The sequence below is a fragment of the Variovorax sp. HW608 genome (assembly GCF_900090195.1).
Lineage (GTDB): Bacteria > Pseudomonadota > Gammaproteobacteria > Burkholderiales > Burkholderiaceae_C > Variovorax.
This window is the reverse complement of sequence record NZ_LT607803.1, coordinates 5,696,612-5,720,267: the sequence shown is the minus strand read 5'-3', so window position 1 is coordinate 5,720,267 and position 23,656 is coordinate 5,696,612. Positions and strand designations below refer to the sequence as shown.

Genomic DNA, 23,656 nt, shown 5'->3' with positions numbered 1-23,656 from the left:
CATGGCCGACCCCCTCCTGATCGCCCGCCACGACGCGATCGAATGCAACCTGCTGCCGGGCCTGGCCAATCGCCATGGCCTGATTACCGGGGCCACCGGCACCGGCAAGACCGTCACGCTGCAGACGATGGCCGAGAAGCTCTCCGCCATCGGCGTGCCGGTGTTCATGGCCGACGTCAAGGGCGACCTGACCGGCATCAGCCAGAAAGGCAGCATCGGCGAGAAGATGGCCGCGTCGCTCAAGGACCGCGGCATCGATGCACCCGAAGCCCTCGCCTGCCCCGTCACGCTGTGGGACGTGTTCGGCGAACAGGGCCACCCGGTGCGCGCCACCATTTCGGACATGGGGCCGCTGCTGCTGGGCCGCATGCTCGGCCTCAACGACACCCAGTCGGGCGTGCTCAACCTGGTCTTCAAGATCGCGGACGACAACGGCCTCTTGCTGCTCGACCTCAAGGACCTGCGCGCGATGCTCCAGTACGTCGGCGAGAACGCGAGCCAGTTCACCACCCAGTACGGCAACATCAGCGCAGCCAGCATCGGCGCGATCCAGCGCGGCCTGCTGCAGATCGAGACCCAGGGCGGCGACAAGTTCTTCGGCGAACCGATGCTCAACATCGCCGACTTCATGCAGACCGAGGGTGGCAAGGGCGTGGTGAACATCCTGGCGGCCGACAAGCTGATGAATTCGCCGCGCCTTTACGCGACCTTCCTGCTGTGGCTGCTGTCGGAGCTGTTCGAGCACCTGCCCGAGATCGGCGACCCGGACCAGCCCAAGCTGGTGTTCTTCTTCGACGAAGCCCACCTGCTCTTCAACGAGGCGCCCAAGGCCCTGATCGAGCGCATCGAGCTGGTGGTGCGGCTGGTGCGTTCCAAAGGCGTGGGGGTCTACTTCGTCACGCAGAACCCGCTGGACATCCCCGACTCGGTGCTGGCCCAGCTCGGCAATCGGGTGCAGCACGCATTGCGGGCCTTCACGCCGCGCGACCAGAAGGCGGTCAAGGCGACCGCGACGACGATGCGCCAGAAGCCAGGCCTGGACATCGAGAAGGCCATCACCGAGCTCGCGGTCGGCGAGGCGCTGGTCAGCTTCCTCGACGACAAGGGCCGCCCGTCCGTGACCGAACGCGTGTACGTGCTGCCGCCCGGCAGCCAGATCGGGCCGATCACCTCCGCCGAGCGCCAGGCGCTCATCGCGAACTCGCTGGTCGCGGGCGTCTACGAAAAGGCGGTGGACCGCGAGTCGGCCTATGAAAAGCTCAAAGGCCGCGCCGCGAGCGCGCCCGACGCACCCGTGGCCGGCACCGCGAAACCGGGCGCGGCGGCGCCGCAGGATGCAGGCAGCGGCGTGATGAACACCGTCAACGAGATCCTGTTCGGCTCGGTCGGTCCGCGCGGCGGCCGGCACGACGGCCTCGCGCAGACCATGGCCAAGTCCGCCGTCCGCACCATGGGCACGACCGTCGGCAGGGAAATCCTGCGCGGCGTGCTCGGCAGCATCTTCGGCCCGAAGAAGCGCTGACAGGCCTCAGATCAGCTGGGTCAGCGCGTTCTCGAAAGCCATGCGCGCGATCCCGGTGCGCCCGCTGGAACGGGCATGGCAGCGTTCGAGCGCCGCAGCCACCGTGGCCGACACGTCACCGAAGATCGCTGCATCGGACAGCTCCGCATCGCCCGCCATCAGGAATGCGAACGCGCGCGCCATGCCGCAGTTGGCGATGAAGTCGGGGATCACCGCGACCTGCGAATCGGCCTCTTCGTAGATCGGGCCGTAGAAGATCTCGCGGTCGGCAAAAGGCACGTTCGCGCCGCTGGAGACCACTTCGAGCCCGCCTTCGACCAGCGCCCCGACCTGCTCGCGCGTCACGAGCCGCGAGCCGGCACAGGGCAGGAAGATCTCGGCGCCCGCGCTCCAGACGAGGCTGTCGATGTCGTCGAAGCGCAGCATGTGTTTCGCCGACAGCTGGTTTCCCTTCTTGTCGAGGAAGAGCTGGCGGACCTGCTCGAAGCTGAAGCCGTCCGGATTCAGCAGCCCGCCTTCGCGGTCGATGATCCCGACCACCTTCGCGCCGGCCTGCGCAAGGTAGTAGGCCGCGGCGGAGCCGACATTGCCCCAGCCCTGCACGATGACGCGCTTGCCGGCGACGCCGCCGCCGTACAGGCGGTAGTAGTGCCGCACCGACTCGGCCACGCCCCAGCCGGTGATCAGATCGGCCACCACGTACCGGCGCGCGATGTCGGGCGAATACTGGCGGTCTTCCACCACCTTGGCCACGCCCATGCGCAACTGGCCGACCTTCTGGATGCGCTCGCTGTCGCTGGGCGCGAAATGCCCGTTGACCACGCCCTCCTGCGGATGCCAGAGACCATAGCTCTCGGTGATCGGGATCACCTCGTGCACCTCGTCGACGTTGAGGTCGCCGCCGGTGCCGTAATAGGTCTTGAGCAGCGGCGTCACCGCCTTGTACCAGCGCCGCAGCACCTCGTTCTTGCGCGGATCGGCCGGGTCGAAGTCGATGCCCGACTTCGCGCCGCCGATGGCCGGGCCGGAGACGCTGAACTTGACCTCCATGGTCTTGGCCAGCGATTCGACCTCGCGCCGGTCCAAACCGGCGCGCATGCGCGTTCCGCCGCCGGCGGCACCGCCGCGCAGCGAATTGATGACGACCCAGCCCTTGGCGGGCGTTTCGGCGTCGTGCCATTCGAAGACGATCTCGGGCGCCTTGTTCTCGAAACGGGTCAGCAGTTCTTTCATTTCTGTCTTTCAGGATTCATTGAATTCAGGCGAGCAGCAATTTGTCGTCGTCGAGTTTTTCGCCGCGCGTCTTCTCGAACATGTCGAGCAGGTCGGGCACGTCCATGCCCGTGCGGTCCTTGCCCGCGACGTCGAGGATCACGCGGCCCTCGTGCAGCATCACGGTGCGGCTGCCGTAGTCCAGCGCCTGCCGCATGCTGTGCGTGACCATCATCGCGGTGAGCTTGCCGGCCTCCACGATGCGCGCGGTGAGGTCCAGCACGAAGGCGGCCGTCTTCGGATCGAGCGCCGCCGTGTGCTCGTCGAGCAGCAGGATGCGCGACGGCTGCAGCGAGGCCATCAGCAGGCTCACCGCCTGCCGCTGTCCGCCCGACAGCAGGCCCATGCGGTCGGCCAGCCGGTTCTCCAGGCCGAGGTTGAGGATGCTGAGCTTCTCGCGGAAGAACTCGCGCAGGCTGCGCGTGAGCGAGAAGCCGAAGCCGCGGCGCGCGCCGCGCTTCCAGGCCAGCGCCATGTTCTCCTCGATCGTGAGCGCCTCGCAGGTGCCGGCCATCGGGTCCTGGAAGACGCGCGCCACCATGTCCGAACGCTGCCATGCGGCACGTCGCGTGACGTCTTCGCCGTCGATGTGGATCGTGCCGCGGTCGACCAGCAGATCGCCGCTCACCGCATTCAGGAAGGTCGACTTGCCCGCGCCGTTGGAGCCGATCACGGTGACGAACTGGCCCGTCGGGATCTTCAGGTCCAGCCCGCGCAGCACGCGGTTCTCGATCGGCGTGCCCGGGTTGAAGGTGATTTCGAGACCCTTGGCGTGCAACATCAGCGGACCCCCTTGGCAGCGATCGAAGAAACGGTGCGCGCGGCCGCCCGGCGCACCGGCAGCTTGCGCTTCCAGGCCGGCACGAGCAGCGCGAATGCGACGAGTACGGCCGTCACCAGGTTCAGGTCCTGGGCCTTCAGGCCGATGAAGTCGCTGTTGAGCGCCAGCGCGATGAAGAAGCGGTAGAGCACCGCGCCGAGCACGCAGGCCAGCGTGGTCACGACGAGGCTGCGCGCCGGCAGGATGGTTTCGCCGATGATCACCGCGGCGAGCCCGACCACGATGGTGCCGATGCCCATCGAGATGTCCGCGCCGCCCTGGCTCTGCACGAAGAGCGCCCCCGCCAGCGCGACCAGCGCATTCGACAGCGCCAGGCCGCAGATCGTCTGGCGATCGGTCGAGATGCCCTGTGCACGCGCCATGCGCGGATTGCCGCCGGTGGCCCGCATCGCCAGCCCCGCTTCGGAGGCGAAGAACAGGTCCAGCAGTACCTTGGCCGCGACCACGATGGCCAGCAGCAGCAGCGGCTTGAGCAGGTAGTCCGGCATGCCGCCGAAGGCGAGCATGCTGAACACCGTGGGCTCGTCGATCAGCGCCACGTTGGGCTTGCCCATGACGCGCAGGTTGACCGAGTACAGCGCGATCATCACCAGGATGCTGGCGAGCAGCTGCATGATGCGCAGCCGCACATTCAGCCACGCGGTGAGCCAGCCGGCCAGCGCGCCGGCGGCGATGGCCACGCCCGTCGCGGCGAAGGGATTCCAACCCGCCACGATCAGCGCCGCCGCGACGGCGCCGCCGAGCGGAAAGCTGCCGTCGACCGTCAGGTCCGGAAAGTTGATGATGCGAAACGACAGGTAGACGCCGAGCGCGACCAGTCCGAAGATCAGACCGATCTCGATGGCGCCGAGCGAAGCGATGAGCGACATGGAGCGAGCCTCCGCCAGTGCGCTGCGTGCTTACTTGACGACCACCTGGGCCGACTTCACCAGCTCGTCCGAGAGCGTCACGCCCTGCTTCTGCGCTGCGGCCGGGTTCACGTGCAGCTCGAAGTTGTCGCTGGTCTGCGAGGCGATCGTGCCCGGTGCCTGGCCCTGCAGGATGCGCACGACGATCTTGCCGGTCTGGTGGCCGATGTCGTAGTAGTTGAGGCCCAGCGCCGCGACCGCGCCGCGCTTGACCGCGTCGGTGTCCGCCGCCACCACCGGGATCTTGGCCTGCTGGGCCACCTTCACGATGCCCTCGAAGGCCGACATCACGTTGTTGTCGGTCGGCGCGTAGATCACGTCCACCTTGCCCACCAGGCTCTGCGCGGCGCTCGCCACGTCGACGGTGCGCGCGGCGGCGCCTTCCACCAGCGTGAGGCCCGCGGCAGGCATCGCCTTCTTCAGCGCCTCGATGATCGCGACCGAGTTGGCCTCGCCCGGGCTGTAGATCACGCCCACGCGCTTGGCATTGGGCACGACGCGCTTGATCAGCGCCAGGTGCTTGTCCAGCGGCGAGAGGTCGGACACGCCGGTCACGTTCGTGCCCGAGGCCTCCCAGCTCTTCACCAGCTTGGCCGCGACCGGATCGGTCACCGCGCTGTAGACCACGGGAATGTCCTTGCTCGCGGCGACCACCGCCTGCGCCGAGGGCGTGGCGATCGCGACGATCACGTCAGGCCGCTCGCCGACGTACTTGCGTGCGATCTGCGCGGCCGTGCCGTTGTTGCCCTGGGCGCTCTGGAATTCGTACTTCAGGTTCTTGCCGGCCTCGAAGCCGGCGGACTTCAGCTCGTCCCTGACGCCGTCTCGTACCGCGTCGAGGGCCTTGTGTTCGACGATCGAGGTGACCGCCACGGACATCGTCTTGTCGGAAGCATGGCTGGGCGCGGCGGCGCCGGCGAGCGCGAAGGCGAAAAGACCGAGGGCGGAACGCACGAAAGAATGTTTCACGTTGAAGTCCTGATGAGAAATAGTCGATTGGGTTTCAATGGAGGAAAGCGCTCCGGCGCGAGGGCCTCGTGAGCCGCGTCGAATCGCTGCTTTCCAGGGCGAGAAGTGTGAACTTTCGGCCGGAAAATCTGCTTTCATCAAAGACCCGGGCGAACCCTCGGGCGAGAAATAGAATTTCCTCCATCGAACTTCAAAGGAATAAATCTTGTACGAGACCGATCTGGACCGCATCGACCGCAAGATCCTGGGCTTCCTGCAGGAGCACGGCCGGGCCTCCAACCTCGAGCTGGCCGAGGCCGCCGGCCTGTCGCCGGCGCAGTGCCACCGCCGCCACCGGCGCCTGGAGGAAGCCGGCTACATCGCCCGCTACGAGACGCGGCTGGCCCCTGCCCGGCTCGACCTGCACGTGGTCGCCTTCATCCTCGTGGCGATGGAAAAGGGTCACATCCGCGACCTGTCGAAGTTCACCAACGTGGTGACCGACCTGCCGGAAGTGCTGGAGTGCTACTCGATCACCGGCGACTACGACTTCGTGATGAAGGTCATCGCGCGCGACCTGAAGGGGCTGTCGCAGTTCCTGATCGAGAAGCTGATGCGGCTGCCCGGCGTGGACGGCGTGCGGTCCAGCGTGTGCCTGGACGAGTTCAAGTGCACGAGCGCGCTGCCGTTGCCGGAGTGATGGCGCCCCACCGCCTCCTCACCACCTCAACCACCTCGCGCCGATCAGCGCCCCCGCCGCCGCCGGCACGGAAACGCCGAGCACGTACCAGACCGCGAAAAACGGCGCCGCCAATTCCACGCAGTGCAGCGCATAGACCGCGGCCCCAGCCCCGCCGGCCATCAAACCGGCGGCCGCGCCCGCGAGCGCTGGCCGCGTCGGCGCGAGCCCCTTGAGTGCGACCAGTGCAGCGACGAAGACCGGCAACGCAACGAAGGCAATGTTGGCCGTGCAGGTCCGCCACGTCTGACCCATGACCAATGCAGGGCGCTCGCCGGCGGGTGCGGACATCAGCGTGTAGGCCGCAACGCCCCAGATCACGAGCAGCGGCACGGCCAGCCCGAGCCACGCCTTGCGAACGCGCACACCCGGCCGCGCCAGACGCTCGGCCATCAGGTAGGCACCCACCGCGATGCAGATCGGAAACAGCAAGCGCACCCAGAAGATCGGCAGCGCCATCACTTCCATCAGGTCGCGCCGCAGGCCATAGACCAGCAGCATGATGGCGAAGGACAGCGGCAGCCCGGCCAGCATGGCGCTCGACAGCCGCCGGCTCGTCGCATGCCTGGGCACCGGCGTGGCGCTGCCGGCGAGCATCGAGATGAGATCGTCGGTCTTCATCAGATCGCCTCCCTGATCTTCAGCGCCAGCGCCTTCAGGCCGCGATGGATGCCCACCTTGACCGCGGACTCCGACATGCCGGTGAGCTTCGCCGTCTCCGCCACCGAGAGGCCTTCGAGCTTGACGTGCACGATCGGCAGGCGATGGCGGTCCGGCAAGGTATCGAGCAACCCGGCCAGATCGCGGCGCGCATCGCTCGACTCGGTGGCCGATTCGGCGAACACCGCCAGGTCGTCATCCAGCGGCTCGTGCAGCGCTTCGCGCGCGGACTTGGCGCGCAGCAGATCGATCATCTTGTAGCGCGCGATCGCATGCACCCAGGCCGTCAGCGGCTGGTCGCTCTGGTAGGTGTGGCGCTGGTTGTGCATGGCGAGAAGGCATTCCTGGACGAGATCTTCCACTTCATCGGGCCAGCCGAACAGGCGCCTGGCCAGGTACGCGCGCAGGTGCGCGCTGAGCTTTCGCAGAAAGGCGCGATAGGCCGCCTCGTCGCCGTCCAGCCCGCGCAGAAAAAGGTCGCGCAGCGCAATCTCGGCCTCGCTCCTTGCCAACGGGTTCCCTTGGGTCATTCGTGCTTTCGGCTCCGACGGTTACAGCCCCGAGCAAAAAAGAAATCCGGCGGATTGTGCCCCGAGCTGCCAGCGCGCGAACTGCCATGGATTCGCCCGAAATCCGGCACATCTCGCGGCTGTCGCGGAGCATCTCCTCCCGCTGCCGCCTGACCAGCGCCCCCGCCGGAACCCTACGGCGAAAGGCGTATGCACCGGCTTGCCAGTTGTGGAAGCCCTCGATACATTTTGTTTTTTGAGGGCCTGCAATGTCTCTTGACACCGTTCCGACTCCGTCTTCTTCCTCCGTTTCTTCCGCGTCTCCTGAGCCCTCCATCGACGCAGCGGCCGCCCCGGCGGCCGGTTCATCCTCGCCGCGCAAGCACATCCGCCTGACATCGCACGCCGGTCTTTCCGGTGCCTTGCCGATCCAGTGGGGTGCCGCGACCGCCGCCGAGCGCGGGCCGGTGGTCGGTACCACCACCAAGCGCGCGCACCGCAACGTGATCGGCACGCACAGCGGTTCCTACAGCGTCTACCGCGCGCTGGCCGTGGCCGCCGGCGCGCTGTCGCCGAATCACAAGGCCGACCTGACCAACACCGCGCCCACCGATGCGATCGGGCCCTATCCGCAGTGGGGCGAACCGGGACGCATCGTCTCGCTCGATCCGTGGGGCGCGCTGGTCGCCGACGTCTTCGCGACCGAGCTCGCGGCCGGCTACGACATCCGGCCGACGATCGCGATCACCAAGGCGCACGTCATCCTTCCGGAGGTCATCGAGGCGCTGCAGAAGGGCCGCCTCCAGGCCGACGGCAAGTTCCTCACGCCGGGCGGCGCCGCGATCGTCACCAAGGCGGCGATCGAGCCCGTCTGGTATCTGCCCGGGGTCGCCAAGCGCTTCGGCTGTTCCGAGACCGACCTGCGCCGCGTGCTCTTCGAGGAAACCGGCGGCATGTACCCCGAGCTCGTGACGCGCTCCGACCTCGAAGTCTTCCTGCCGCCCATCGGCGGGCAGACGCTCTATATCTTCGGCAACCCGCGCGATCTCGCGAACCCGGAGGTCGAGCTCACCGCGCGCATCCACGACGAGTGCAACGGCTCGGATGTCTTCGGCTCCGACATCTGCACCTGCCGGCCCTATCTCACGCATGCCATCGAGGAGTGCATCCGCGGCGCGCAGCGCGGCGGCGTGGGCCTGATCGCCTACTCGCGCAAGGAAGGCCGCGCGCTCGGCGAGGTGACCAAGTTCCTGGTCTACAACGCACGCAAGCGCCAAGTCGGCGGCGACACCGCCGACCAGTATTTCGCCCGCACCGAATGCGTGGCCGGCGTGCAGGACATGCGCTTCCAGGAACTGATGCCGGACGTCTTCCACTGGCTCGGCATCCGCAAGATCCACCGGCTGGTCTCGATGAGCAACATGAAGTTCGACGCCATCGTGGGCTCGGGCATCGAGATCGGCGAACGCATCAACATCCCCGACGAGCTGATCCCCGCCGATGCGCGCGTGGAGATGGACGCCAAGATGGCGGCCGGCTACTTCACGCCCGGGGTGGTGCCCGACGCCGAGGAACTCAAGAAGGCCAAGGGCCGGGGATTGGATCAATGAGCAAGGACAACTACGGCCTCAATCCCGACCGGCCGACGCGCAACGCGGCCGTGCAGAGCGCGGATGCCGAAGGGCACGTCGATCCCGCCGTCGAGTTCGACCTCGACACCGACCAGCCTGCCGGCGCGGCGGCCTTCCTGCGCACCACCACCGCCATCCGCAGCCGCGCGGCGATGCTGCTGGCACGTGCGCGGGCCGGCGAATCGCAGTGGTTCACCATCGGCAACGGCGATGCGCTCGAAGACACCGCACGCACCATCGGGGAAGTCACGCGCGACCGCTACCCGTGGAACCCGATCCCCTATCACAGCCGCTGGCGGCACTTCGAGGCGGGTGGCATCAACCGCGTGGGGATGCTCGACGACCTGCTGGGTCCGATCGACGCCACCCAGCGCGCCCGCGCGCACATCGATCTGGTGCTGGTCAGCGTTCTGCTCGATGCCGGCGCCGGACCCGACTGGCACTACGTGGAACCGGCCACCGGCCAGCGCTACACGCGCTCCGAAGGCCTGGGCGTGGCGAGCTTCCATGCCTTCACGAGCGGGCTGTTCTCGTCGAATCCGATGCATCCGTTCCAGGCGGATGCGGCCGGATTGCGCGCGCTCGTCACCGACCGGCTCGGCGATGCCTTCCAGGTCAGCAGCTTCAATCCGCTGGTCGGCCTCGCAGGCCGCGCCACGCTGCTGCGCCGCCTCGGCGAGGCGATGAGCGAACAGCCGGAGTACTTCGGCGACGACGGCCGGCCCGGCGGCATCTTCGATGCGCTGGTCGCACCCTACGGCCCCGTCGCGCCGCCCACCGCGGAGATCCGGGCGCACGACATCCTCTCGCTGCTGCTCGATTCGCTGTCGGGCATCTGGCCGGCCTGCAACGCGGTCGACAGCATTGCGGCCGATGGCAGCGACGAGGTCGGCACCGGCGACCCCGCCTTTGCGCTGGGCGACTGCTGGCGCCACAGCGCCGTGCAGGGGCCGGGGCTGACCAACGGCTGGATGCCCTTCCACAAGCTCTCGCAGTGGCTCACCTACTCGCTGCTCGAACCCTTCGAATGGGCAGGCGTGAAGGTGCGGCAGGTCGATGCGCTCACGGCGCTGCCCGAATACCGCAACGGCGGCCTCTTGATCGACAGCGGCCTGATCGTGCCCAAGGACCCGGCCTTCCTCGCACGCGAATGGAAAGTGGGCGACGAATTCATCGTCGAATGGCGCGCACTGACGATCGCCCTGCTCGACGAACTCGTGCCCGTGGTGTGCAAGGTGCTCGGCCGCAAGGAGGACGAGTTGCCGCTCGCGCGCATGCTCGAAGGCGGCAGCTGGGCGGCCGGACGCGTGATGGCACAGCGCTTGCGTGAAGGCGCACCGCCATTGCGGATCGTGAGCGACGGCACCGTCTTCTAGACTTCAAGAACTTTTCCACAACGACAAGAGCGCCCCCGGCGCGCCTCGAATCACCATGAGCAACGTCCACCTCCTCGACCATCCCCTCGTCCAGCACAAGCTCACGCTCATGCGCCGCAAGGAGGCCAGCACCAACAGCTTCCGCCGCCTGCTCAATGAAATCAGCATGCTGATGGCCTACGAGGTCACGCGCGACATGCCGATGCAGGACATCGAGATCGAGACCCCGCTGGAGACCATGCACGCCAAGGTCATCGACGGCAAGAAGGTGGTGCTGGTGTCGATCCTGCGCGCCGGCACCGGCATCCTCGACGGCATGCTGAGCATCATCCCCGGCGCGCGCGTCGGCCACATCGGCCTGTACCGCGACCCGAAGACGCTGACAGCAGTGGAGTACTACTTCAAGATGCCGAGCGAAATGGAAGAGCGCGATGCGATCGTGGTCGACCCGATGCTGGCGACCGGCAATTCGGCGGTGGCGGCGGTGGAGCGCCTCAAGGAGCTCAACCCGAAGTCGATCAAGTTCGTCTGCCTGCTGACCTGCCCCGAGGGCATCAAGACGATGCAGGAGGCGCATCCCGATGTGCCGATCTACACCGCCGCGATCGACCGCGAGCTCAACAGCCATGGGTACATCCTGCCCGGCCTGGGGGATGCCGGCGACCGGATCTTCGGCACGAAGTGAGGCTCGCCCCCAAATTTGCCTGCGCAAACGCAAGAACCGGTGGCCCAACCGCCTTTAGCATGAGGCGCGTCACACCAAGGCCCCGGATAGGCAAAGGACCCCGCCAATGAACCGACCCCCCATCACCCGCAGGACCATGCTGGCAGCCGCGCTGGGCCTGACCCTCGCTCCTGCATTCGCACAGGGCGCCGCCGGCCGGACGCCGGTGGAGGTCTGGAAGGACCCGAGCTGCGGATGCTGCCAAGACTGGGTGGCGCATCTCGAAGCCAGCGGATTCGCCGTCAAGGTGCACGAAACGGGCAACGACGCGGCGCGCAGCCGCCTCGGCATCGACCGCCGGTTCGGCTCCTGCCACACAGCGCAGATCGGCGGATACGCGCTCGAGGGCCACGTGCCGGCGCAGGAGATCAGGCGGCTGCTCAAGGAGCGGCCCGCCGCGATCGGGCTGGCCGTGCCGGGCATGCCGATCGGTTCGCCCGGCATGGACGGCCCCGTCTACGGCGGCCGCAAGGATGCCTTCGACGTCCTGCTGCTCACGCGCAACGGCGGCTCGAAGGTATTCCAGCACTACGCAGGCGCGAAGGCGTAACACGTCGCCAACGAGCACCGGTAGTATTTGCGGTCGACCTCTCCAAGCCCGCACCCATGCTCGACCTCCTGATCCACAACGCCACCCTGCCCGACGGCTCTCGCAACATGTCGGTGGCTGTACGCGACGGCCGCATCGTCGAAGTCGCGCAGGGTCTTCAGGCGGCGGCCCACGAGGTGCTCGATGCCAATGGCCTGCTGCTGAGTCCGCCTTTCGTCGACCCGCACTTCCACATGGACGCCACGCTGAGCTACGGCCTGCCGCGCGTCAACGAGAGCGGCACGCTGCTCGAAGGCATCGCGCTGTGGGGCGAGCTCAAGCCGCTGCTGACGGCCGATGCGTTGATCGAACGCGCCCTGGCCTACTGCGACTGGGCGGTCGCCAAGGGCCTGCTCGCGATCCGCAGCCATGTGGACACCAGCGACCCGAGCCTGCTCGCGGTCGATGCGCTGCTCGAAGTCAAGCGCCGCGTGGCGCCTTATCTCGACCTCCAACTCGTCGCCTTTCCGCAGGACGGCGTGCTGCGCACCCGAGGCGGCGCCCTAAACCTGAAGCGGGCACTCGACAAGGGCGTGGACGTGGTCGGCGGCATCCCGCATTTCGAGCGCACCATGGCCGACGGCGCCGCGAGCGTGAAGCTGCTGTGCGAGATCGCCGCCGAGCGCGGCAAGCTCGTCGACATGCACTGCGACGAGTCGGACGACCCTCACTCGCGCCACATCGAGACGCTGGCCTGCGAAGCGCAGCGCCTTGGGCTGCAGGGCCGCACGACCGGCTCGCACTGCACTTCGATGCACTCGATGGACAACTACTACGTGAGCAAGCTGCTGCCGCTGATCGCGGAAAGCGGCGTCAGCGTGATCGCGAATCCGCTGATCAACATCACGCTGCAAGGCCGGCACGACACCTATCCCAAGCGCCGCGGCATGACGCGCGTGCCGGAACTGATGGCCGCCGGCGTCAACGTCGCCTTCGGCCACGATTGTGTGATGGACCCGTGGTATGGCATGGGTTCGGGCGACATGCTCGAAGTCGCGCACATGGGCCTGCACGTCGCGCAGATGACCAGCCAGCGCGGCATCCGCCAGTGCTTCGACGCGATCACCAGCAACGCGGCGAAGGTGCTGCACCTCGACGGCTACGGGCTCGCGGCCGGCTGCGACGCGAGCTTCGTGCTGCTGCAGGCGCGCGATCCGGTGGAGGCGATCCGCCTGCGCGCGACGCGCCTCAAGGTATATCGGAAGGGCAAGCTCATGGCCGAGACGCCGGCCGCCACCGCGGCGCTGCATGTGCCGGGGCGCGCCGCGTCGACGACCTGGATGATTCCGCGCGCCTGATCTGCCGAGGCCATCAGGCCGCGTCCGCCGCATCATGGTCGCGGCGCCACTCCCCAGGCGGCTTGCCGACCAGCCGCTTGAAGGCACGCGCAAAGGCCGCCTCGGATTCGTAGCCCACGTCGAGCGCGATCGCGGCCACCGTCGACCGCGTTTCGAGCAGCAGGCGCGCGGCCGCCTGCATCCGCCATTGCGCGAGGTACTGGATCGGCGGAATCCCTACCAGGTGCGCGAAGCGGTCGTGCAGCGCCGAGCGTGACAGGCCCACCTGCCGCCCGAGTTCGTCGATCGTCCAGTCCTGAGACGGCTGCTCGTGCATCAGCGCCAGCGCGCGGCCGACGAAGCGGTCGCGCAGGCCGGCCAGCCAGCCGGCGCTCTCCGTGGGCAGGCTGTCGGCATAGCGGCGCACCGCGTCGACGAACATCATCTCGCTCATGCGCGCCAGCATCGCCTCGCCGCCCGGACGCCGGGCATGCGACTCGGCCACCGCCTGCTGGGTGAACTGGGCAATCCACGCGCCCTCGCCGCTCGCACGCAGATGCAGGAGGCGCGGCAGCGCATCGATCAGCGGGTTGAAAGGCTGCAGGTCGCAACCCAGGAAGCCGCAGACGATGGTCACGTCGGCGTCGGCTTCGACATGCGGCAGCCATTCCGGCGACGCCGAATGCGTGACGCTGGCGCCGTTGTAGGCCACGCCCAGCGGAAGCTGGCCGACGCCGTCCATGCCCGGGAACCAGCCCAGCCCCGCATCGCCGCGCATGCCAGGCGCACTCGACACCACGTGGGCATCGCCGTGCGGAAACATGACGACGTCGCCGGCCAGAAGATGCGCCGAAGGTCCGCCGGGGATGCCGGCCCAGCAATTGCCCCTGGCGACGGCGTGGTATTCGATCACGTGATCGACGCCGCGCATCAGCATGGGCGCGAGATCGCGGGCGGGCGGCGCCTCCGCGGCCCAATCGCTGCTACCGCTGACGCTGAAGAACACAGCGCCGCGAAGACGCACGCCGCGCAGCACGTCCGAGAGCGTGTCTTGGCTCATGGGATGCAACCCAGGACGATCGGGCAAGACGCGCGGACTTCAGGTACGGCGCAACGCCGCACGAAAGAAAAAAATGCTCCCACTCGCGGCGCCGCGAGCACGGCGACCGGGTCGTCATCGTTTTCATCCGAGGAGCAGCTCATGCCATCGTTGACCTACCTTACGCTGGACAAGGACGTCCGGCAAGTCCAGCAGTCCGACGTCGATGCCTTCGCCGCCCAGATCAAAGGCGGCGTTTTGCGCATGGGCGATGCGGCCTACGACGAGGCCCGCAAGGTCTGGAACGCCACCGTCGACCGCCGGCCGGCGCTGATCGCCAAGTGCACCAGCGCTGCCGACGTGCAGGCCGGCGTGCAATTCGCCACCAAGCACCGGATGCTGCTGAGCGTGCGCGGCGGCGGGCATCACATCGCGGGCAACGCGGTGGCCGAGGGCGGCCTGACGCTCGACATGTCCGGCATGAAGACGGTCGACGTCGATGCAGCGAAGCGCACCGCGCGCGTCGGCGCGGGCGCGCTCCTGGGTGACTTCGACAAGGCCGCGCAGGCGCACGGCCTCGCGACGCCGCTGGGCATCAACTCGACGACCGGGGTCGCGGGTCTCACGCTGGGCGGCGGCTTCGGCTGGCTCACGCGACGCTACGGGCTCACCGTGGACAACCTCCTGAACGTCGATGTGGTCACCGCAGACGGCGCCAGGCGCACCGCCTCGGCGACCTCCGAGCCCGAGCTCTTCTGGGCGATGCGCGGCGGCGGCGGCAACTTCGGCGTGGCAACCTCGTTCGAGTTCAAGCTGCACCCCGTCGGGCCGGAGGTGTACTCGGGGCTGGTGGTCTACCCTTTCGCGCAGGCGCAGAAGGTGCTGCGTGCATGGCGCGACTTCAACAAGAGTTCGCCCGATGAGTTGAGCGTGTGGACCGTGATGCGCAAGGCCCCTCCGCTGCCCTTCCTGCCCGAATCGACGCATGGAACCGAAGTCGTTCTCTTCCCGTTGTTGTACTGCGGCGAGATGAAGGACGGCGCAGGCGCCGCCGCGCCGGTGACGAAGTTCGGCGACCCGATCGCGGTCGCGCTGGGGGCGAACCCCTACGCCGGCTTCCAGACCGCGTTCGACCCGCTGCTGACGCCCGGCAGCCGCAACTACTGGAAGTCCAACAACTTCAGCGAACTCAGCGACGGGGCGATCGACATGCTGATCGCGAACGTCGGCCGCCTGCCCGGGCCGCAGTGCGAGATCTTCATGGCGCAGCTCGGCGGCGCGATGGCGCGGGTGCAGCAGTCGGAAACCGCCTTCCCCGGCCGGGATGCGAACTACGTCATGAACGTGCACGGCCGCTGGTCCGAGCCGGCCGACGACGACAAGGTGCGCGACTGGGCACGCCGCGTCTTCCAGGAAGCCGCGCCGCACGCGACCGCGAGCGGCTACGTCAACTTCCTGACGGAAGACGAAGCCGAGCGCGTCGAGGCCAGCTACGGCGCGAACTATGCGCGGCTGCAGGCCGCCAAGCGGAAGTACGACCCGGACAACCTCTTGCGCATGAACCTCAACATCGCGCCGTAGGAATCTCCCAATGCGGTTCGCATCCCAGCAGGTCGAGATGTTCCAGGACGTCCCGTTCTTCCGGGAGGCCGGCGCCGGGCCCGGTGTGGTCTGCATTCACTCGAATGCGAGCACCTCGTCGCAATGGCGGGCCCTGACGGACCGGCTAAGCCCGCGGTTCCGCGTGCTGGCGGCGGATTCGATCGGCGCCGGAAAGAGTCCGGCATGGCCGCCGAATCGCAGGGTCACGCTGCGCGATGAAGTCGCGCTGCTGGAGCCGGTCTTCGCGGCCGCCGGGCACCCGTTCTTCCTGGTCGGGCATTCCTACGGCGCGGCGGTGGCACTGGTCGCGGCGCTGTCGTTCCCGGACCGGATCCGCGCGATGGTTCTCTACGAGCCCACCCTGTTCGCCGTGCTCGAGCAGGAAGCGCCCCGGCAGCCGCCAGCGAACGGCATCCGCGCGGCCGCCGACGACGCGGCGGCGTCGATCCGCGCGAACGATCCGATGACGGCCGGCGAGCGCTTCATCGACTACTGGATGGGCGACGGCGCTTGGCGGTCGATGCCGGAAATGCGACGGGTGCAGATCGCCGGCAGCATGCACAACGTGGCCGGCTGGGCCCGCGCCCTCTTCACCGAGCCGACGCCGCTCGCCGCCTTCGCCGGGCTCGACATTCCGGTCCTGTACATGCTGGGCGCACGGTCGCCGCCGTCCACCCATGGCGTCGCGCGGTTGCTGACCGGCTTGCTGCCTTCGGTCACCGTCACGGAATTCACCGATCTCGGCCACATGGGGCCGGTCACGCATCCGGACATCGTCAACACCGCGGTGCAGGCCTTCCTGCAGCGCAACTGAACGTGCCGACCGTCACAAACAGCTACCGCGCTGTGCGCGCCCCGGGTTGCAGCCCTCTGGCGAGTCCGCCCGCAGCGTGGTAATTTGCGAGCCTCTGCTTCCGCGTCAAAGGCGCGAAGGAGTCCGCAATGACGACGGCGATGAACCCACCCGTGGCACCGGGCGAACCGGCCCCCGACTTTGCGTTGCCGGCGGTGGCCGACGCCGAGACCATCTCCCTGGCCGACTATCGCGGGCGAAGCCCCTTGTTCCTGGCGCTGCTGGTGGGCCTGTGGTGCCCCTTCTGCCGGCGGCAGCTGGTTCAGCTCGGCGCCCTGGACGACAAGCTGAAGGCCCTGAGCGTCGAAAGCCTTGCCGTGGTGGCCACCGCGCCGGAGAACGCCCGGCGCTATTTCAAGTTCAGGCCGACGCGGCTGCGGCTCGCCTCCGATCCCGAGCTGTCCACGCACCGTGCCTACGGCGTCCCGAAGCCCGAGCCCACGCCGGACCTGATCCAGGCGCTGGAGCAGATCCGCGTGAACCCCTTCGGCGACCTGCCCGAGCCGCTGCCGATCGCCGAGGCCGCCAAGCTGATCCAGGATCAGGATGGCTACGTCAACACGCCGACCGACGACGCCGAGGTGGGAAAGCAGTGGCCGCAGCTCAAGGCCTACTTCATGATCGACCGCGAAGGCATCGTGCGCTGGGCGGACATCGAATGCAGCTCCGAAGGCCTGGGCGGCATCGGGAAGCTGGCGTCGGAAGACGTGATTCTCGACGCTGCCCGTGCGCTGCAATGAAGCCCCGAGCCGGCGGTCTCAGTCCAGCGCCGCCACGGCGCACCACATGTGCACCTTCGAGAGGTAGGCGCCCGCCAGCGCGACCGCGAAGGGCTCGACGCCGAACGGCCTGAAGCCGCAGCGCTCGTAAAGCGCCTGCGCCGCGGCATTGCCTTCGGTCACGGTGAGCTGAACGATCCGGACGCCCTCCCGCCCCGCCGCCTCGTCCATCAGGGCCAGCACCAGTTGCCGCCCGAAGCCGGCGCCGCGCGCCGACGGCGCCACGTACATGCCGAACAGGTCGGCCTTGTGCCGCGCCTTCTCGCGCGTCTGGAACTGCAACCCCGCCGCCCCGGCGAGCAGGTCACCGGCGATTGCGCCGAACACCACCTGTTCGGCTGCCGCAGAAGCATCGAGCCGCTTCTCCCACCATGACAGCGGCAGCGCCTCGCGCTCCGCGGCCGTCGAGGTGAAGGCGTCCGGATGGCGTGCGTAGCCCTCGAGCATCAGGGCGCGATAGGCCTCGGCATCGCCAGGAAGCAGGCGGCGGATCGTCATCTCAGACCGCCGGTGCAATGGCCTCGGCGTACTCGTACAGCGCGCCGAGGATCTCCTCGCCGCGTTCATCGGCCTTCTCGGCGAGCGTGTCGATCTCCGCGAACAGCTCGTCGACATTGCGCGCACCACCCTCGCCTTCGAGCAGCCGCGCGACGCGATGCGCCTCCCAGCGCTCGGCCTCTTCCTGCGTCAGCGTGTCGACGAAATTGCGGGCGCGGTAGCGGAACAGCAGCTCTTCGAGCCTCGGATCGTCGAAGCCGGTGCGCGCCTGGGCCTGGGCGAGCTGCTCCGGCGAAAGGCTGCGCAGCTGCGTGAGCCGCCGGCGATCGCCGTTGCCGACGAACCCGCCGTAGAGATCTTCGTCGACGTCCGGCGTGCCCTCCTTCGGACGCTCGAAGACCCGCGGCCAGATGCTGCTCATGTCGGGCAGCGAAGCCGCGATGGCCGCGTGGCGCAGGGCAGCCTCCATGTCGATGCCCCAGCGCGCGGCCATCGCCGGTGCGAGCGTGCGCAGGTTGCCGACGACCATCGGCGACTTGTTCAGGTGCAGGCCCTTGATCGGAAGGCGCGTCACGCCTTCGGGCAGATCGGCGCCTCGCGTGAACATGCGCAGCCGCAACGTCTCGACGTCGAGCCGGCCCAGTTCGCTCGGATCGTGCGCGAGGTCCCAGGCGAGCAGTTCGTTCCGGTTCGTCGGGTGGCTCGCCAGCGGCCACATGACCGCCAGGCATCCGCGCTCCGCCGGGAACATCCCCGAGACGTGCAGGAAAGGCCGCATGCCCTCCTTGGTGGCCGGGAGCCCCAGCTCGCTCGCCACGCGGTCCTTTCGGTGCAGCGCGAACGCGAAATCGAACAGCCGCGGCTGCCGGTCGCGGACGAGGCGCGCCAGGGCAATGGTCGCGCGAACGTCGGACAAGGCATCGTGCGCCGCTTCATGCACGAGGCCGTTGGCGCGCGTCAGGTCCTCGAGCTTGAAGCTCTGGCTGCCGTCCGGCTTCCTCGGCCATTCGATGCCGTCGGGACGCAGCGCATAGGTCAGGCGCACCACGTCGAGCAGGTCCCACCGGCCGCAGTCGTTCTGCCACTCGCGCGCATAGGGATCGATGAGGTTGCGCCAGAAGAGAAAGCGCGTCACCTCGTCGTCGAAGCGGATCGTGTTGTAGCCCACGCCGATCGTGCCCGGCTGCGAGAAGGCGCGTTCGATCCGGGCGGCGAATTCATGCTCGGGCAATCCGTGTTCGAGGCACTGCTGCGGCGTGATGCCGGTGATCAGGCAGGCCTCGGGGCTCGGCAGATAGTCGGGCGCGGGCTTGCAGAACATCATCAATGGCTCGCCGATCTCGTTGAGTTCGGCATCGGTGCGGATCGCGGCGAACTGCGCCGGTCGATCGCGGCGTGGCACGGCGCCGAAGGTTTCGTAGTCGTGCCAGAGAAAGGTGTGAGGAGCCATCGTCAAAGCAAAGGGGAGAACAAGCGCGCCGTGGCTTCAGCCAGGCGCCGCGGGAAAGTCTGGTGCCGGTTGCCCCGCACCGGCGAGGCATTGCGCAGGTCGGTCTGGAACTGCGTCACCAGTGCGCCGGTGAGCGTCGGCCCGTAGATCACGGCGGACACTTCGAAGTTGAGCCTGAAGCTGCGGTTGTCGAAGTTCGCGGTGCCGATCATCGCGCAGTTGTCGTCCACCACCAGCGTCTTGGAATGCAGCATCCGGGCCTTGTATTCCCAGATCTTGACGCCGGCGGCGATCAGCTCGTCATAGTAGGAGCGTGCGGCCGCGCTCACGATGAGCGAATCGCTGCGCCGCGGCACCAAGAGGCGCACGTCGACCCCGCGCAGCGCGGCGCTCGTGAGCGCCATCAACGCCGGCTCGGTGGGCACGAAGTACGGTGTGGTGAGCCAGGCGCGCTGCTCCGCGGCATGGATCGCATCGACCTGGATGCGGTGGATCGCCTCGACCGCGCTGTCGGGACCGCTGGTGACGATCTGCACCGGAATGTGGCCGACCCCCTCCTTCGCCTCGACGCGCGGGAACATGCTGTCGATCGCCTTGTGCACATGCCGCAGCGGCTCGCCCGTCGCGTAGGTCCAGTCCTCGATGAAGGTGGTCTGGAGCCAGCGAACGGCGCTCCCCTCGATCCTCAGGTGGACGTCGTGATAGGCATCCGGGCGCGTGCGCGCGTCTTCCGCGTCGGTGATGTTGACGCCGCCGGTGAAGCCGATGCGCCCGTCGCAAACGACGATCTTGCGGTGCGTGCGGTAGTTGGTCACCGGGCGCAGACGCCGCCCGATGCGGGTGTCATGGAACAGCGCCACCTGGACGCCCGCCTCGCGCATAGGCGCCATGAACTTGCGGCCGATGCGCTTGGACCCGAGCGCATCGAGCAGCAGGCGCACCGTCACGCCTTCGCGCGCACGCTCGATCAGCAGGTCGCGCAGCGCGGTGCCGATGTTGTCGGGCTCGAAGATGTAGTACTCGAGATGCACGTGGTCGCGCGCCTGGCGGATGCAGTCGAAGATGGCATCGAAGGTCCGCGCACCGCCCGACAGCAGCTCGGCCGAGGTCGCGCTCGACACCGGCAGTCCGCAGGCCGCCGTTCCCAAGGCGGCCAGTTTCCGCAGGGTGAGTGGCGCGTTCTTCGCTGCTTCCCGCAGCCTGGCGAGGTCGCCCGGCGCCTGCTCGATCGCGCGGCTGCGAAGGCGCCTGAGCCGCTGCTTCTTCAGTCGCTGCGGCCCGAGGAAGTAGTAGATGAGGAATCCCACGAACGGCAGCAACGCGAGCGAGAGGATCCAGCTCATCGTCGACACCGGCGCGCGCCTCTGCATCACGATCCAGACCGAGAGGACCGCGATGTAGCCGCTCCACGCCAGGGAGAGGCCCGTTTTCCATTCCTGACTGAGCTCGGGGAGGATCAAGGCGACGCGTGACTGAAAAAGAAAAAGGCCGGTAGCCCGATGCTACCGGCCCTCGATGACCGACCAGGAACACCACGCAGCCGGCTCAGCCGGGCCGCTGGTGTTGACCCCAAGTCGATCACCCTGCTGCGGTTTCTTCCGCTTCCGGCTTGGAGCGGCCTTCCTTCTTCGCCAGCGGCTGGATGTCGAGCGCGACCTCTTCCTTGTCGTCGAGATCGACCGTCAAGCGGCCGCCTTCCTGCAGGCGACCGAACAGCAGTTCGTCGGCCAGGGCGCGACGGATCGTGTCCTGGATCAGACGCTGCATCGGACGTGCGCCCATCATCGGATCGAAGCCCTTCTTCGCGAGATGCTTGCGCAGAGCGTCGGTGAACGTGACATCCACCTTCTTCTCGGCCAGCTGCGTCTCGAGTTGCAGCAGGAACTTGTCGACCACGCGCAGGATGATCTGCTCGTCCAGCGCCTTGAAGCTCACGATCGCGTCCAGGCGGTTGCGGAACTCCGGCGTGAACAGGCGCTTGATGTCGCTCATCTCGTCGCCGGCCTGGCGCGGGTTCGTGAAGCCGATGGTCGACTTGTTCATCGTCTCGGCACCGGCGTTGGTGGTCATGACGATGATCACGTTGCGGAAGTCGGCCTTGCGACCGTTGTTGTCCGTCAGCGTTCCGTGGTCCATCACCTGCAGCAGCACGTTGAAGATGTCCGGGTGCGCCTTCTCGATTTCGTCGAGCAGCAGCACTGCGTGCGGCTTCTTCGTGATCGCCTCGGTCAAGAGGCCGCCCTGGTCGAAACCGACGTAGCCCGGAGGCGCGCCGATCAGGCGGCTCACCGCATGGCGCTCCATGTACTCGGACATGTCGAAGCGGATCAGCTCGATGCCCATGATGTAGGCCAGCTGGCGCGCCGCTTCGGTCTTGCCGACGCCGGTCGGACCGCTGAACAGGAACGAGCCGATCGGCTTGTCGTCACGGCCCAGGCCCGAGCGGGCCATCTTGACCGCGGAGGCGAGCACTTCCAGCGCCTTGTCCTGGCCGAACACCACGCTCTTGAGGTCGCGCTCGATCGTCTGCAGCTTGCCGCGGTCGTCGTTCGAAACGTTGGCCGGGGGAATGCGCGCGATCTTCGCGACGATTTCCTCGACCTCGGTCTTGCTGATGGTCTTCTTGCGCTTGTTAGCGGGCAGGATGCGCTGCGCCGCACCGGCTTCGTCGATGACGTCGATCGCCTTGTCGGGCAGGTGGCGGTCATTGATGTACTTGGCGCTGAGCTCGGCGGCGGCCTGCAGGGCGGCCGGGCCGTACTTCACGCCGTGGTGCTCCTCGAAGCGCGACTTCAGGCCCTTCAGGATGTCGACCGTCTCGGCCACCGTCGGCTCGACCACGTCGACCTTCTGGAAGCGCCGAGACAGCGCCGCATCCTTTTCGAAGATGCCGCGGTATTCGGTGAACGTGGTGGCGCCGATGCACTTGAGCTGGCCGCTGGAAAGCGCCGGCTTGAGCAGGTTGGACGCATCCAGCGTGCCGCCCGAAGCGGCGCCCGCGCCGATCAGCGTGTGGATCTCGTCGATGAACAGGATCGCGTTGGGCTTGTCCTTGAGCGACTTGAGCACACCCTTGAGGCGCTGCTCGAAATCGCCGCGGTACTTCGTGCCGGCGAGCAGCGCGCCCATGTCGAGCGAGTACACGTTGGATTCCGAGAGGATCTCCGGCACGTCGCCCTGCGTGATGCGCCATGCGAGCCCTTCGGCGATCGCCGTCTTGCCGACGCCAGCCTCGCCGACCAAGAGCGGGTTGTTCTTGCGACGGCGGCACAGGATCTGGATCACGCGCTCGACCTCGTACTCGCGGCCGATCAGCGGATCGATCTTGCCCTCCTTGGAAAGCTGGTTGAGGTTCTGGGTGAACTGCTCGAGAGGAGACGACTTCTCGTTCTTCTCGCCGCCGCCCTCCTCGCCCTCGCCGGACGAGGCATCGCTGCTGCCCTTGGCGGCTTCAGGCGGATCGCTCTTCTTGATGCCGTGGGCGATGAAGTTCACCACGTCGAGGCGCGTCACCCCCTGCTGGTGCAGGTAGTACACGGCGTGCGAGTCCTTCTCGCCGAAGATCGCCACCAGCACGTTCGCGCCGGTGACCTCTTTCTTGCCGTTGCCGGTCGACTGCACGTGCATGATCGCGCGCTGGATGACGCGCTGGAAACCCAGCGTCGGCTGGGTGTCCACGTCATCGGTGCCGGCGACCTGCGGCGTGTTGTCCTTGATGAAGTTGGTGAGCGACGCCCTCAGGTCGTCGACGTTCGCCGAGCATGCGCGCAGGACCTCCGCGGCACTCGGGTTGTCCAGCAAGGCGAGCAGCAGGTGCTCCACCGTGATGAACTCGTGGCGCTGCTGCCTGGCTTCGACAAAAGCCATGTGCAAGCTGACTTCCAGTTCCTGGGCAATCATGTGATTTCCTTTTGGCCTTGCTGTAAATATTTCCAGATGGGTTGGAGAGCGATTTATTCAACCGGTTCGCTGACACATTGCAGCGGATGTCCGGCCTGGTGGGCTGCTTCCATCACCTGATTCACTTTGGTCGCCGCCATGTCGCGGGAGTAGACGCCGCACACGCCGCGCCCATCGAGATGGATCTTCAGCATGATCTGCGTGGCTGTCTCCCGGTCCTTGTTGAAGAACTGCTGGATCACGACGATGACGAACTCCATCGGCGTGTAGTCATCGTTGAGCATCACCACCTGGTACATCTGGGGTGGCGCTGTCTTTTGCGGCCGCCGTTCAAGAACGACCGAGTCGCCATCGTCGCCGGCCGGCTTCGTCGCCGGTGGCGTCTTGGGGGTCGGGGGGATTCTGGTAGCCATGAAAACCATTTTATAGAGCAGCCGCGCATTGCACTTGCGGCAGGGGGACAAGTGGTGGCGGCTTTGTGACATTCAAGGCGAATCGGGGCTGGAACCGGCCTTCGGCTCATGCAAGCGCCGTGCCTT

The 23,656-nt window shown here is 67.5% G+C and carries 22 protein-coding genes; 10 read left to right on the top strand and 12 right to left on the bottom strand.

Annotated elements, in window-relative coordinates; genetic code table 11:
- Position 1: 1 nt before the first annotated feature.
- On the top strand, positions 2 to 1,522 hold the full coding sequence (locus VAR608DRAFT_RS27060; RefSeq protein WP_088956881.1) for a helicase HerA-like domain-containing protein: 1,521 nt from the start codon (positions 2 to 4) through the stop codon (positions 1,520 to 1,522).
- Positions 1,523 to 1,528: 6 nt separating this feature from the next.
- On the opposite strand, the gene VAR608DRAFT_RS27055 is transcribed toward VAR608DRAFT_RS27060, so the two are convergent.
- Genes VAR608DRAFT_RS27055 through VAR608DRAFT_RS27040 form a run of 4 tightly spaced genes read right to left on the bottom strand, consistent with a single transcriptional unit; the run spans position 1,529 to position 5,512 of the window.
- A complete protein-coding gene (locus tag VAR608DRAFT_RS27055; protein WP_088956880.1) occupies positions 1,529 to 2,755 on the bottom strand; it encodes a Glu/Leu/Phe/Val dehydrogenase dimerization domain-containing protein in 1,227 nt (408 codons plus the stop codon).
- 25 nt (positions 2,756 to 2,780) lie between these two features.
- Positions 2,781 to 3,575 carry an ABC transporter ATP-binding protein gene (locus VAR608DRAFT_RS27050; protein ID WP_088956879.1) on the bottom strand — a complete coding sequence of 265 codons (795 nt, stop codon included), beginning with the start codon at positions 3,573 to 3,575 and terminating at the stop codon, positions 2,781 to 2,783.
- Positions 3,575 to 4,504 (bottom strand): ABC transporter permease, encoded by a 930-nt coding sequence (locus VAR608DRAFT_RS27045; protein WP_088956878.1) that lies wholly within the window; start codon positions 4,502 to 4,504, stop codon positions 3,575 to 3,577. The genes VAR608DRAFT_RS27050 and VAR608DRAFT_RS27045 overlap by 1 nt, the downstream gene beginning before the upstream one ends.
- A 30-nt stretch (positions 4,505 to 4,534) precedes the next feature.
- Positions 4,535 to 5,512 (bottom strand): ABC transporter substrate-binding protein, encoded by a 978-nt coding sequence (locus VAR608DRAFT_RS27040; RefSeq protein WP_088956877.1) that lies wholly within the window; start codon positions 5,510 to 5,512, stop codon positions 4,535 to 4,537.
- Positions 5,513 to 5,717: 205 nt separating this feature from the next.
- On the opposite strand from VAR608DRAFT_RS27040, the gene VAR608DRAFT_RS27035 reads away from it, so the two are divergent.
- Positions 5,718 to 6,191 (top strand): Lrp/AsnC family transcriptional regulator, encoded by a 474-nt coding sequence (locus VAR608DRAFT_RS27035; RefSeq protein WP_088956876.1) that lies wholly within the window; start codon positions 5,718 to 5,720, stop codon positions 6,189 to 6,191.
- Between the two features lie 18 nt (positions 6,192 to 6,209).
- On the opposite strand, the gene VAR608DRAFT_RS27030 is transcribed toward VAR608DRAFT_RS27035, so the two are convergent.
- Both VAR608DRAFT_RS27030 and VAR608DRAFT_RS27025 read right to left on the bottom strand, forming a co-directional pair.
- Positions 6,210 to 6,851, bottom strand: a complete 642-nt coding sequence (locus VAR608DRAFT_RS27030) for a DUF1109 domain-containing protein (RefSeq protein WP_088956875.1) — start codon at positions 6,849 to 6,851, stop codon at positions 6,210 to 6,212.
- Positions 6,851 to 7,420 carry a sigma-70 family RNA polymerase sigma factor gene (locus VAR608DRAFT_RS27025; protein ID WP_088956874.1) on the bottom strand — a complete coding sequence of 190 codons (570 nt, stop codon included), beginning with the start codon at positions 7,418 to 7,420 and terminating at the stop codon, positions 6,851 to 6,853. Before VAR608DRAFT_RS27025 ends, VAR608DRAFT_RS27030 begins: the two co-directional genes overlap by 1 nt.
- Positions 7,421 to 7,668: 248 nt before the next feature.
- On the opposite strand from VAR608DRAFT_RS27025, the gene VAR608DRAFT_RS27020 reads away from it, so the two are divergent.
- The 5 genes from VAR608DRAFT_RS27020 (at position 7,669) to VAR608DRAFT_RS27000 (ending at position 13,017) form a co-directional block, all read left to right on the top strand.
- Positions 7,669 to 9,009 carry a GTP cyclohydrolase II gene (locus tag VAR608DRAFT_RS27020; RefSeq protein ID WP_231972971.1) on the top strand — a complete coding sequence of 447 codons (1,341 nt, stop codon included), beginning with the start codon at positions 7,669 to 7,671 and terminating at the stop codon, positions 9,007 to 9,009.
- On the top strand, positions 9,006 to 10,406 hold the full coding sequence (locus VAR608DRAFT_RS27015) for a DUF1688 family protein (protein ID WP_088956873.1): 1,401 nt from the start codon (positions 9,006 to 9,008) through the stop codon (positions 10,404 to 10,406). Before VAR608DRAFT_RS27020 ends, VAR608DRAFT_RS27015 begins: the two co-directional genes overlap by 4 nt.
- 55 nt (positions 10,407 to 10,461) lie before the next feature.
- Positions 10,462 to 11,091, top strand: coding sequence for a uracil phosphoribosyltransferase (gene upp, locus VAR608DRAFT_RS27010; RefSeq protein ID WP_088956872.1), 630 nt, complete (start codon positions 10,462 to 10,464; stop codon positions 11,089 to 11,091).
- A 106-nt stretch (positions 11,092 to 11,197) separates the two neighbouring features.
- Positions 11,198 to 11,680: a DUF411 domain-containing protein gene (locus VAR608DRAFT_RS27005; protein WP_088956871.1), complete on the top strand. Its 483-nt coding sequence runs from the start codon at positions 11,198 to 11,200 to the stop codon at positions 11,678 to 11,680.
- Positions 11,681 to 11,736: 56 nt separating this feature from the next.
- A complete protein-coding gene (locus VAR608DRAFT_RS27000; protein ID WP_088956870.1) occupies positions 11,737 to 13,017 on the top strand; it encodes an amidohydrolase family protein in 1,281 nt (426 codons plus the stop codon).
- A 13-nt stretch (positions 13,018 to 13,030) separates the two neighbouring features.
- Here the strand turns inward: VAR608DRAFT_RS27000 and VAR608DRAFT_RS26995 are convergent, their stop codons facing one another.
- Positions 13,031 to 14,056 carry an AraC family transcriptional regulator gene (locus tag VAR608DRAFT_RS26995; protein ID WP_088956869.1) on the bottom strand — a complete coding sequence of 342 codons (1,026 nt, stop codon included), beginning with the start codon at positions 14,054 to 14,056 and terminating at the stop codon, positions 13,031 to 13,033.
- Positions 14,057 to 14,197: 141 nt separating this feature from the next.
- Between VAR608DRAFT_RS26995 and VAR608DRAFT_RS26990 the strand changes: the two genes are divergently transcribed.
- The 3 genes from VAR608DRAFT_RS26990 (at position 14,198) to VAR608DRAFT_RS26980 (ending at position 17,230) form a co-directional block, all read left to right on the top strand.
- Positions 14,198 to 15,616: an FAD-binding oxidoreductase gene (locus tag VAR608DRAFT_RS26990; protein ID WP_088956868.1), complete on the top strand. Its 1,419-nt coding sequence runs from the start codon at positions 14,198 to 14,200 to the stop codon at positions 15,614 to 15,616.
- 10 nt (positions 15,617 to 15,626) lie between these two features.
- Positions 15,627 to 16,451: an alpha/beta fold hydrolase gene (locus VAR608DRAFT_RS26985; RefSeq protein WP_231972970.1), complete on the top strand. Its 825-nt coding sequence runs from the start codon at positions 15,627 to 15,629 to the stop codon at positions 16,449 to 16,451.
- A 128-nt stretch (positions 16,452 to 16,579) separates the two neighbouring features.
- Positions 16,580 to 17,230: a redoxin domain-containing protein gene (locus tag VAR608DRAFT_RS26980; RefSeq protein WP_088956867.1), complete on the top strand. Its 651-nt coding sequence runs from the start codon at positions 16,580 to 16,582 to the stop codon at positions 17,228 to 17,230.
- 18 nt (positions 17,231 to 17,248) lie between these two features.
- Here the strand turns inward: VAR608DRAFT_RS26980 and VAR608DRAFT_RS26975 are convergent, their stop codons facing one another.
- From VAR608DRAFT_RS26975 to clpS, 5 genes are all read right to left on the bottom strand, one after another.
- Positions 17,249 to 17,767 (bottom strand): GNAT family N-acetyltransferase, encoded by a 519-nt coding sequence (locus VAR608DRAFT_RS26975; RefSeq protein ID WP_088956866.1) that lies wholly within the window; start codon positions 17,765 to 17,767, stop codon positions 17,249 to 17,251.
- A gap of 1 nt (position 17,768) precedes the next feature.
- On the bottom strand, positions 17,769 to 19,217 hold the full coding sequence (sbcB, locus tag VAR608DRAFT_RS26970) for an exodeoxyribonuclease I (RefSeq protein ID WP_088956865.1): 1,449 nt from the start codon (positions 19,215 to 19,217) through the stop codon (positions 17,769 to 17,771).
- A gap of 2 nt (positions 19,218 to 19,219) precedes the next feature.
- The gene (gene cls, locus VAR608DRAFT_RS26965) at positions 19,220 to 20,677 is read right to left on the bottom strand and encodes a cardiolipin synthase (RefSeq protein WP_088956864.1); all 1,458 of its coding nucleotides are present in this window, start codon (positions 20,675 to 20,677) and stop codon (positions 19,220 to 19,222) included.
- A gap of 118 nt (positions 20,678 to 20,795) precedes the next feature.
- Positions 20,796 to 23,117, bottom strand: a complete 2,322-nt coding sequence (gene clpA, locus VAR608DRAFT_RS26960; protein WP_088956863.1) for an ATP-dependent Clp protease ATP-binding subunit ClpA — start codon at positions 23,115 to 23,117, stop codon at positions 20,796 to 20,798.
- A 53-nt stretch (positions 23,118 to 23,170) separates the two neighbouring features.
- On the bottom strand, positions 23,171 to 23,530 hold the full coding sequence (gene clpS / locus VAR608DRAFT_RS26955; protein WP_088958998.1) for an ATP-dependent Clp protease adapter ClpS: 360 nt from the start codon (positions 23,528 to 23,530) through the stop codon (positions 23,171 to 23,173).
- Positions 23,531 to 23,656: the final 126 nt, after the last annotated feature.

Bases quoted from the DNA above. Each gene is read 5' to 3' on its own strand.
- VAR608DRAFT_RS27025 (WP_088956874.1), bottom strand. From the start codon at position 7,420: ATGACCCAAGGGAACCCGTTGGCAAGGAGCGAGGCCGAGATTGCGCTG.
- upp (WP_088956872.1), top strand. From the start codon at position 10,462: ATGAGCAACGTCCACCTCCTCGACCATCCCCTCGTCCAGCACAAGCTC.
- VAR608DRAFT_RS26975 (WP_088956866.1), bottom strand. From the start codon at position 17,767: ATGACGATCCGCCGCCTGCTTCCTGGCGATGCCGAGGCCTATCGCGCC.
- VAR608DRAFT_RS26995 (WP_088956869.1), bottom strand. From the start codon at position 14,056: ATGAGCCAAGACACGCTCTCGGACGTGCTGCGCGGCGTGCGTCTTCGC.
- VAR608DRAFT_RS27045 (WP_088956878.1), bottom strand. From the start codon at position 4,504: ATGTCGCTCATCGCTTCGCTCGGCGCCATCGAGATCGGTCTGATCTTC.
- VAR608DRAFT_RS27005 (WP_088956871.1), top strand. From the start codon at position 11,198: ATGAACCGACCCCCCATCACCCGCAGGACCATGCTGGCAGCCGCGCTG.
- VAR608DRAFT_RS27000 (WP_088956870.1), top strand. From the start codon at position 11,737: ATGCTCGACCTCCTGATCCACAACGCCACCCTGCCCGACGGCTCTCGC.
- VAR608DRAFT_RS27055 (WP_088956880.1), bottom strand. From the start codon at position 2,755: ATGAAAGAACTGCTGACCCGTTTCGAGAACAAGGCGCCCGAGATCGTC.
- clpS (WP_088958998.1), bottom strand. From the start codon at position 23,530: ATGGCTACCAGAATCCCCCCGACCCCCAAGACGCCACCGGCGACGAAG.
- sbcB (WP_088956865.1), bottom strand. From the start codon at position 19,217: ATGGCTCCTCACACCTTTCTCTGGCACGACTACGAAACCTTCGGCGCC.
- VAR608DRAFT_RS27015 (WP_088956873.1), top strand. From the start codon at position 9,006: ATGAGCAAGGACAACTACGGCCTCAATCCCGACCGGCCGACGCGCAAC.
- VAR608DRAFT_RS27050 (WP_088956879.1), bottom strand. From the start codon at position 3,575: ATGTTGCACGCCAAGGGTCTCGAAATCACCTTCAACCCGGGCACGCCG.
- VAR608DRAFT_RS26980 (WP_088956867.1), top strand. From the start codon at position 16,580: ATGACGACGGCGATGAACCCACCCGTGGCACCGGGCGAACCGGCCCCC.
- VAR608DRAFT_RS27020 (WP_231972971.1), top strand. From the start codon at position 7,669: ATGTCTCTTGACACCGTTCCGACTCCGTCTTCTTCCTCCGTTTCTTCC.
- VAR608DRAFT_RS27030 (WP_088956875.1), bottom strand. From the start codon at position 6,851: ATGAAGACCGACGATCTCATCTCGATGCTCGCCGGCAGCGCCACGCCG.
- VAR608DRAFT_RS26985 (WP_231972970.1), top strand. From the start codon at position 15,627: ATGCGGTTCGCATCCCAGCAGGTCGAGATGTTCCAGGACGTCCCGTTC.
- VAR608DRAFT_RS27060 (WP_088956881.1), top strand. From the start codon at position 2: ATGGCCGACCCCCTCCTGATCGCCCGCCACGACGCGATCGAATGCAAC.
- clpA (WP_088956863.1), bottom strand. From the start codon at position 23,117: ATGATTGCCCAGGAACTGGAAGTCAGCTTGCACATGGCTTTTGTCGAA.
- VAR608DRAFT_RS26990 (WP_088956868.1), top strand. From the start codon at position 14,198: ATGCCATCGTTGACCTACCTTACGCTGGACAAGGACGTCCGGCAAGTC.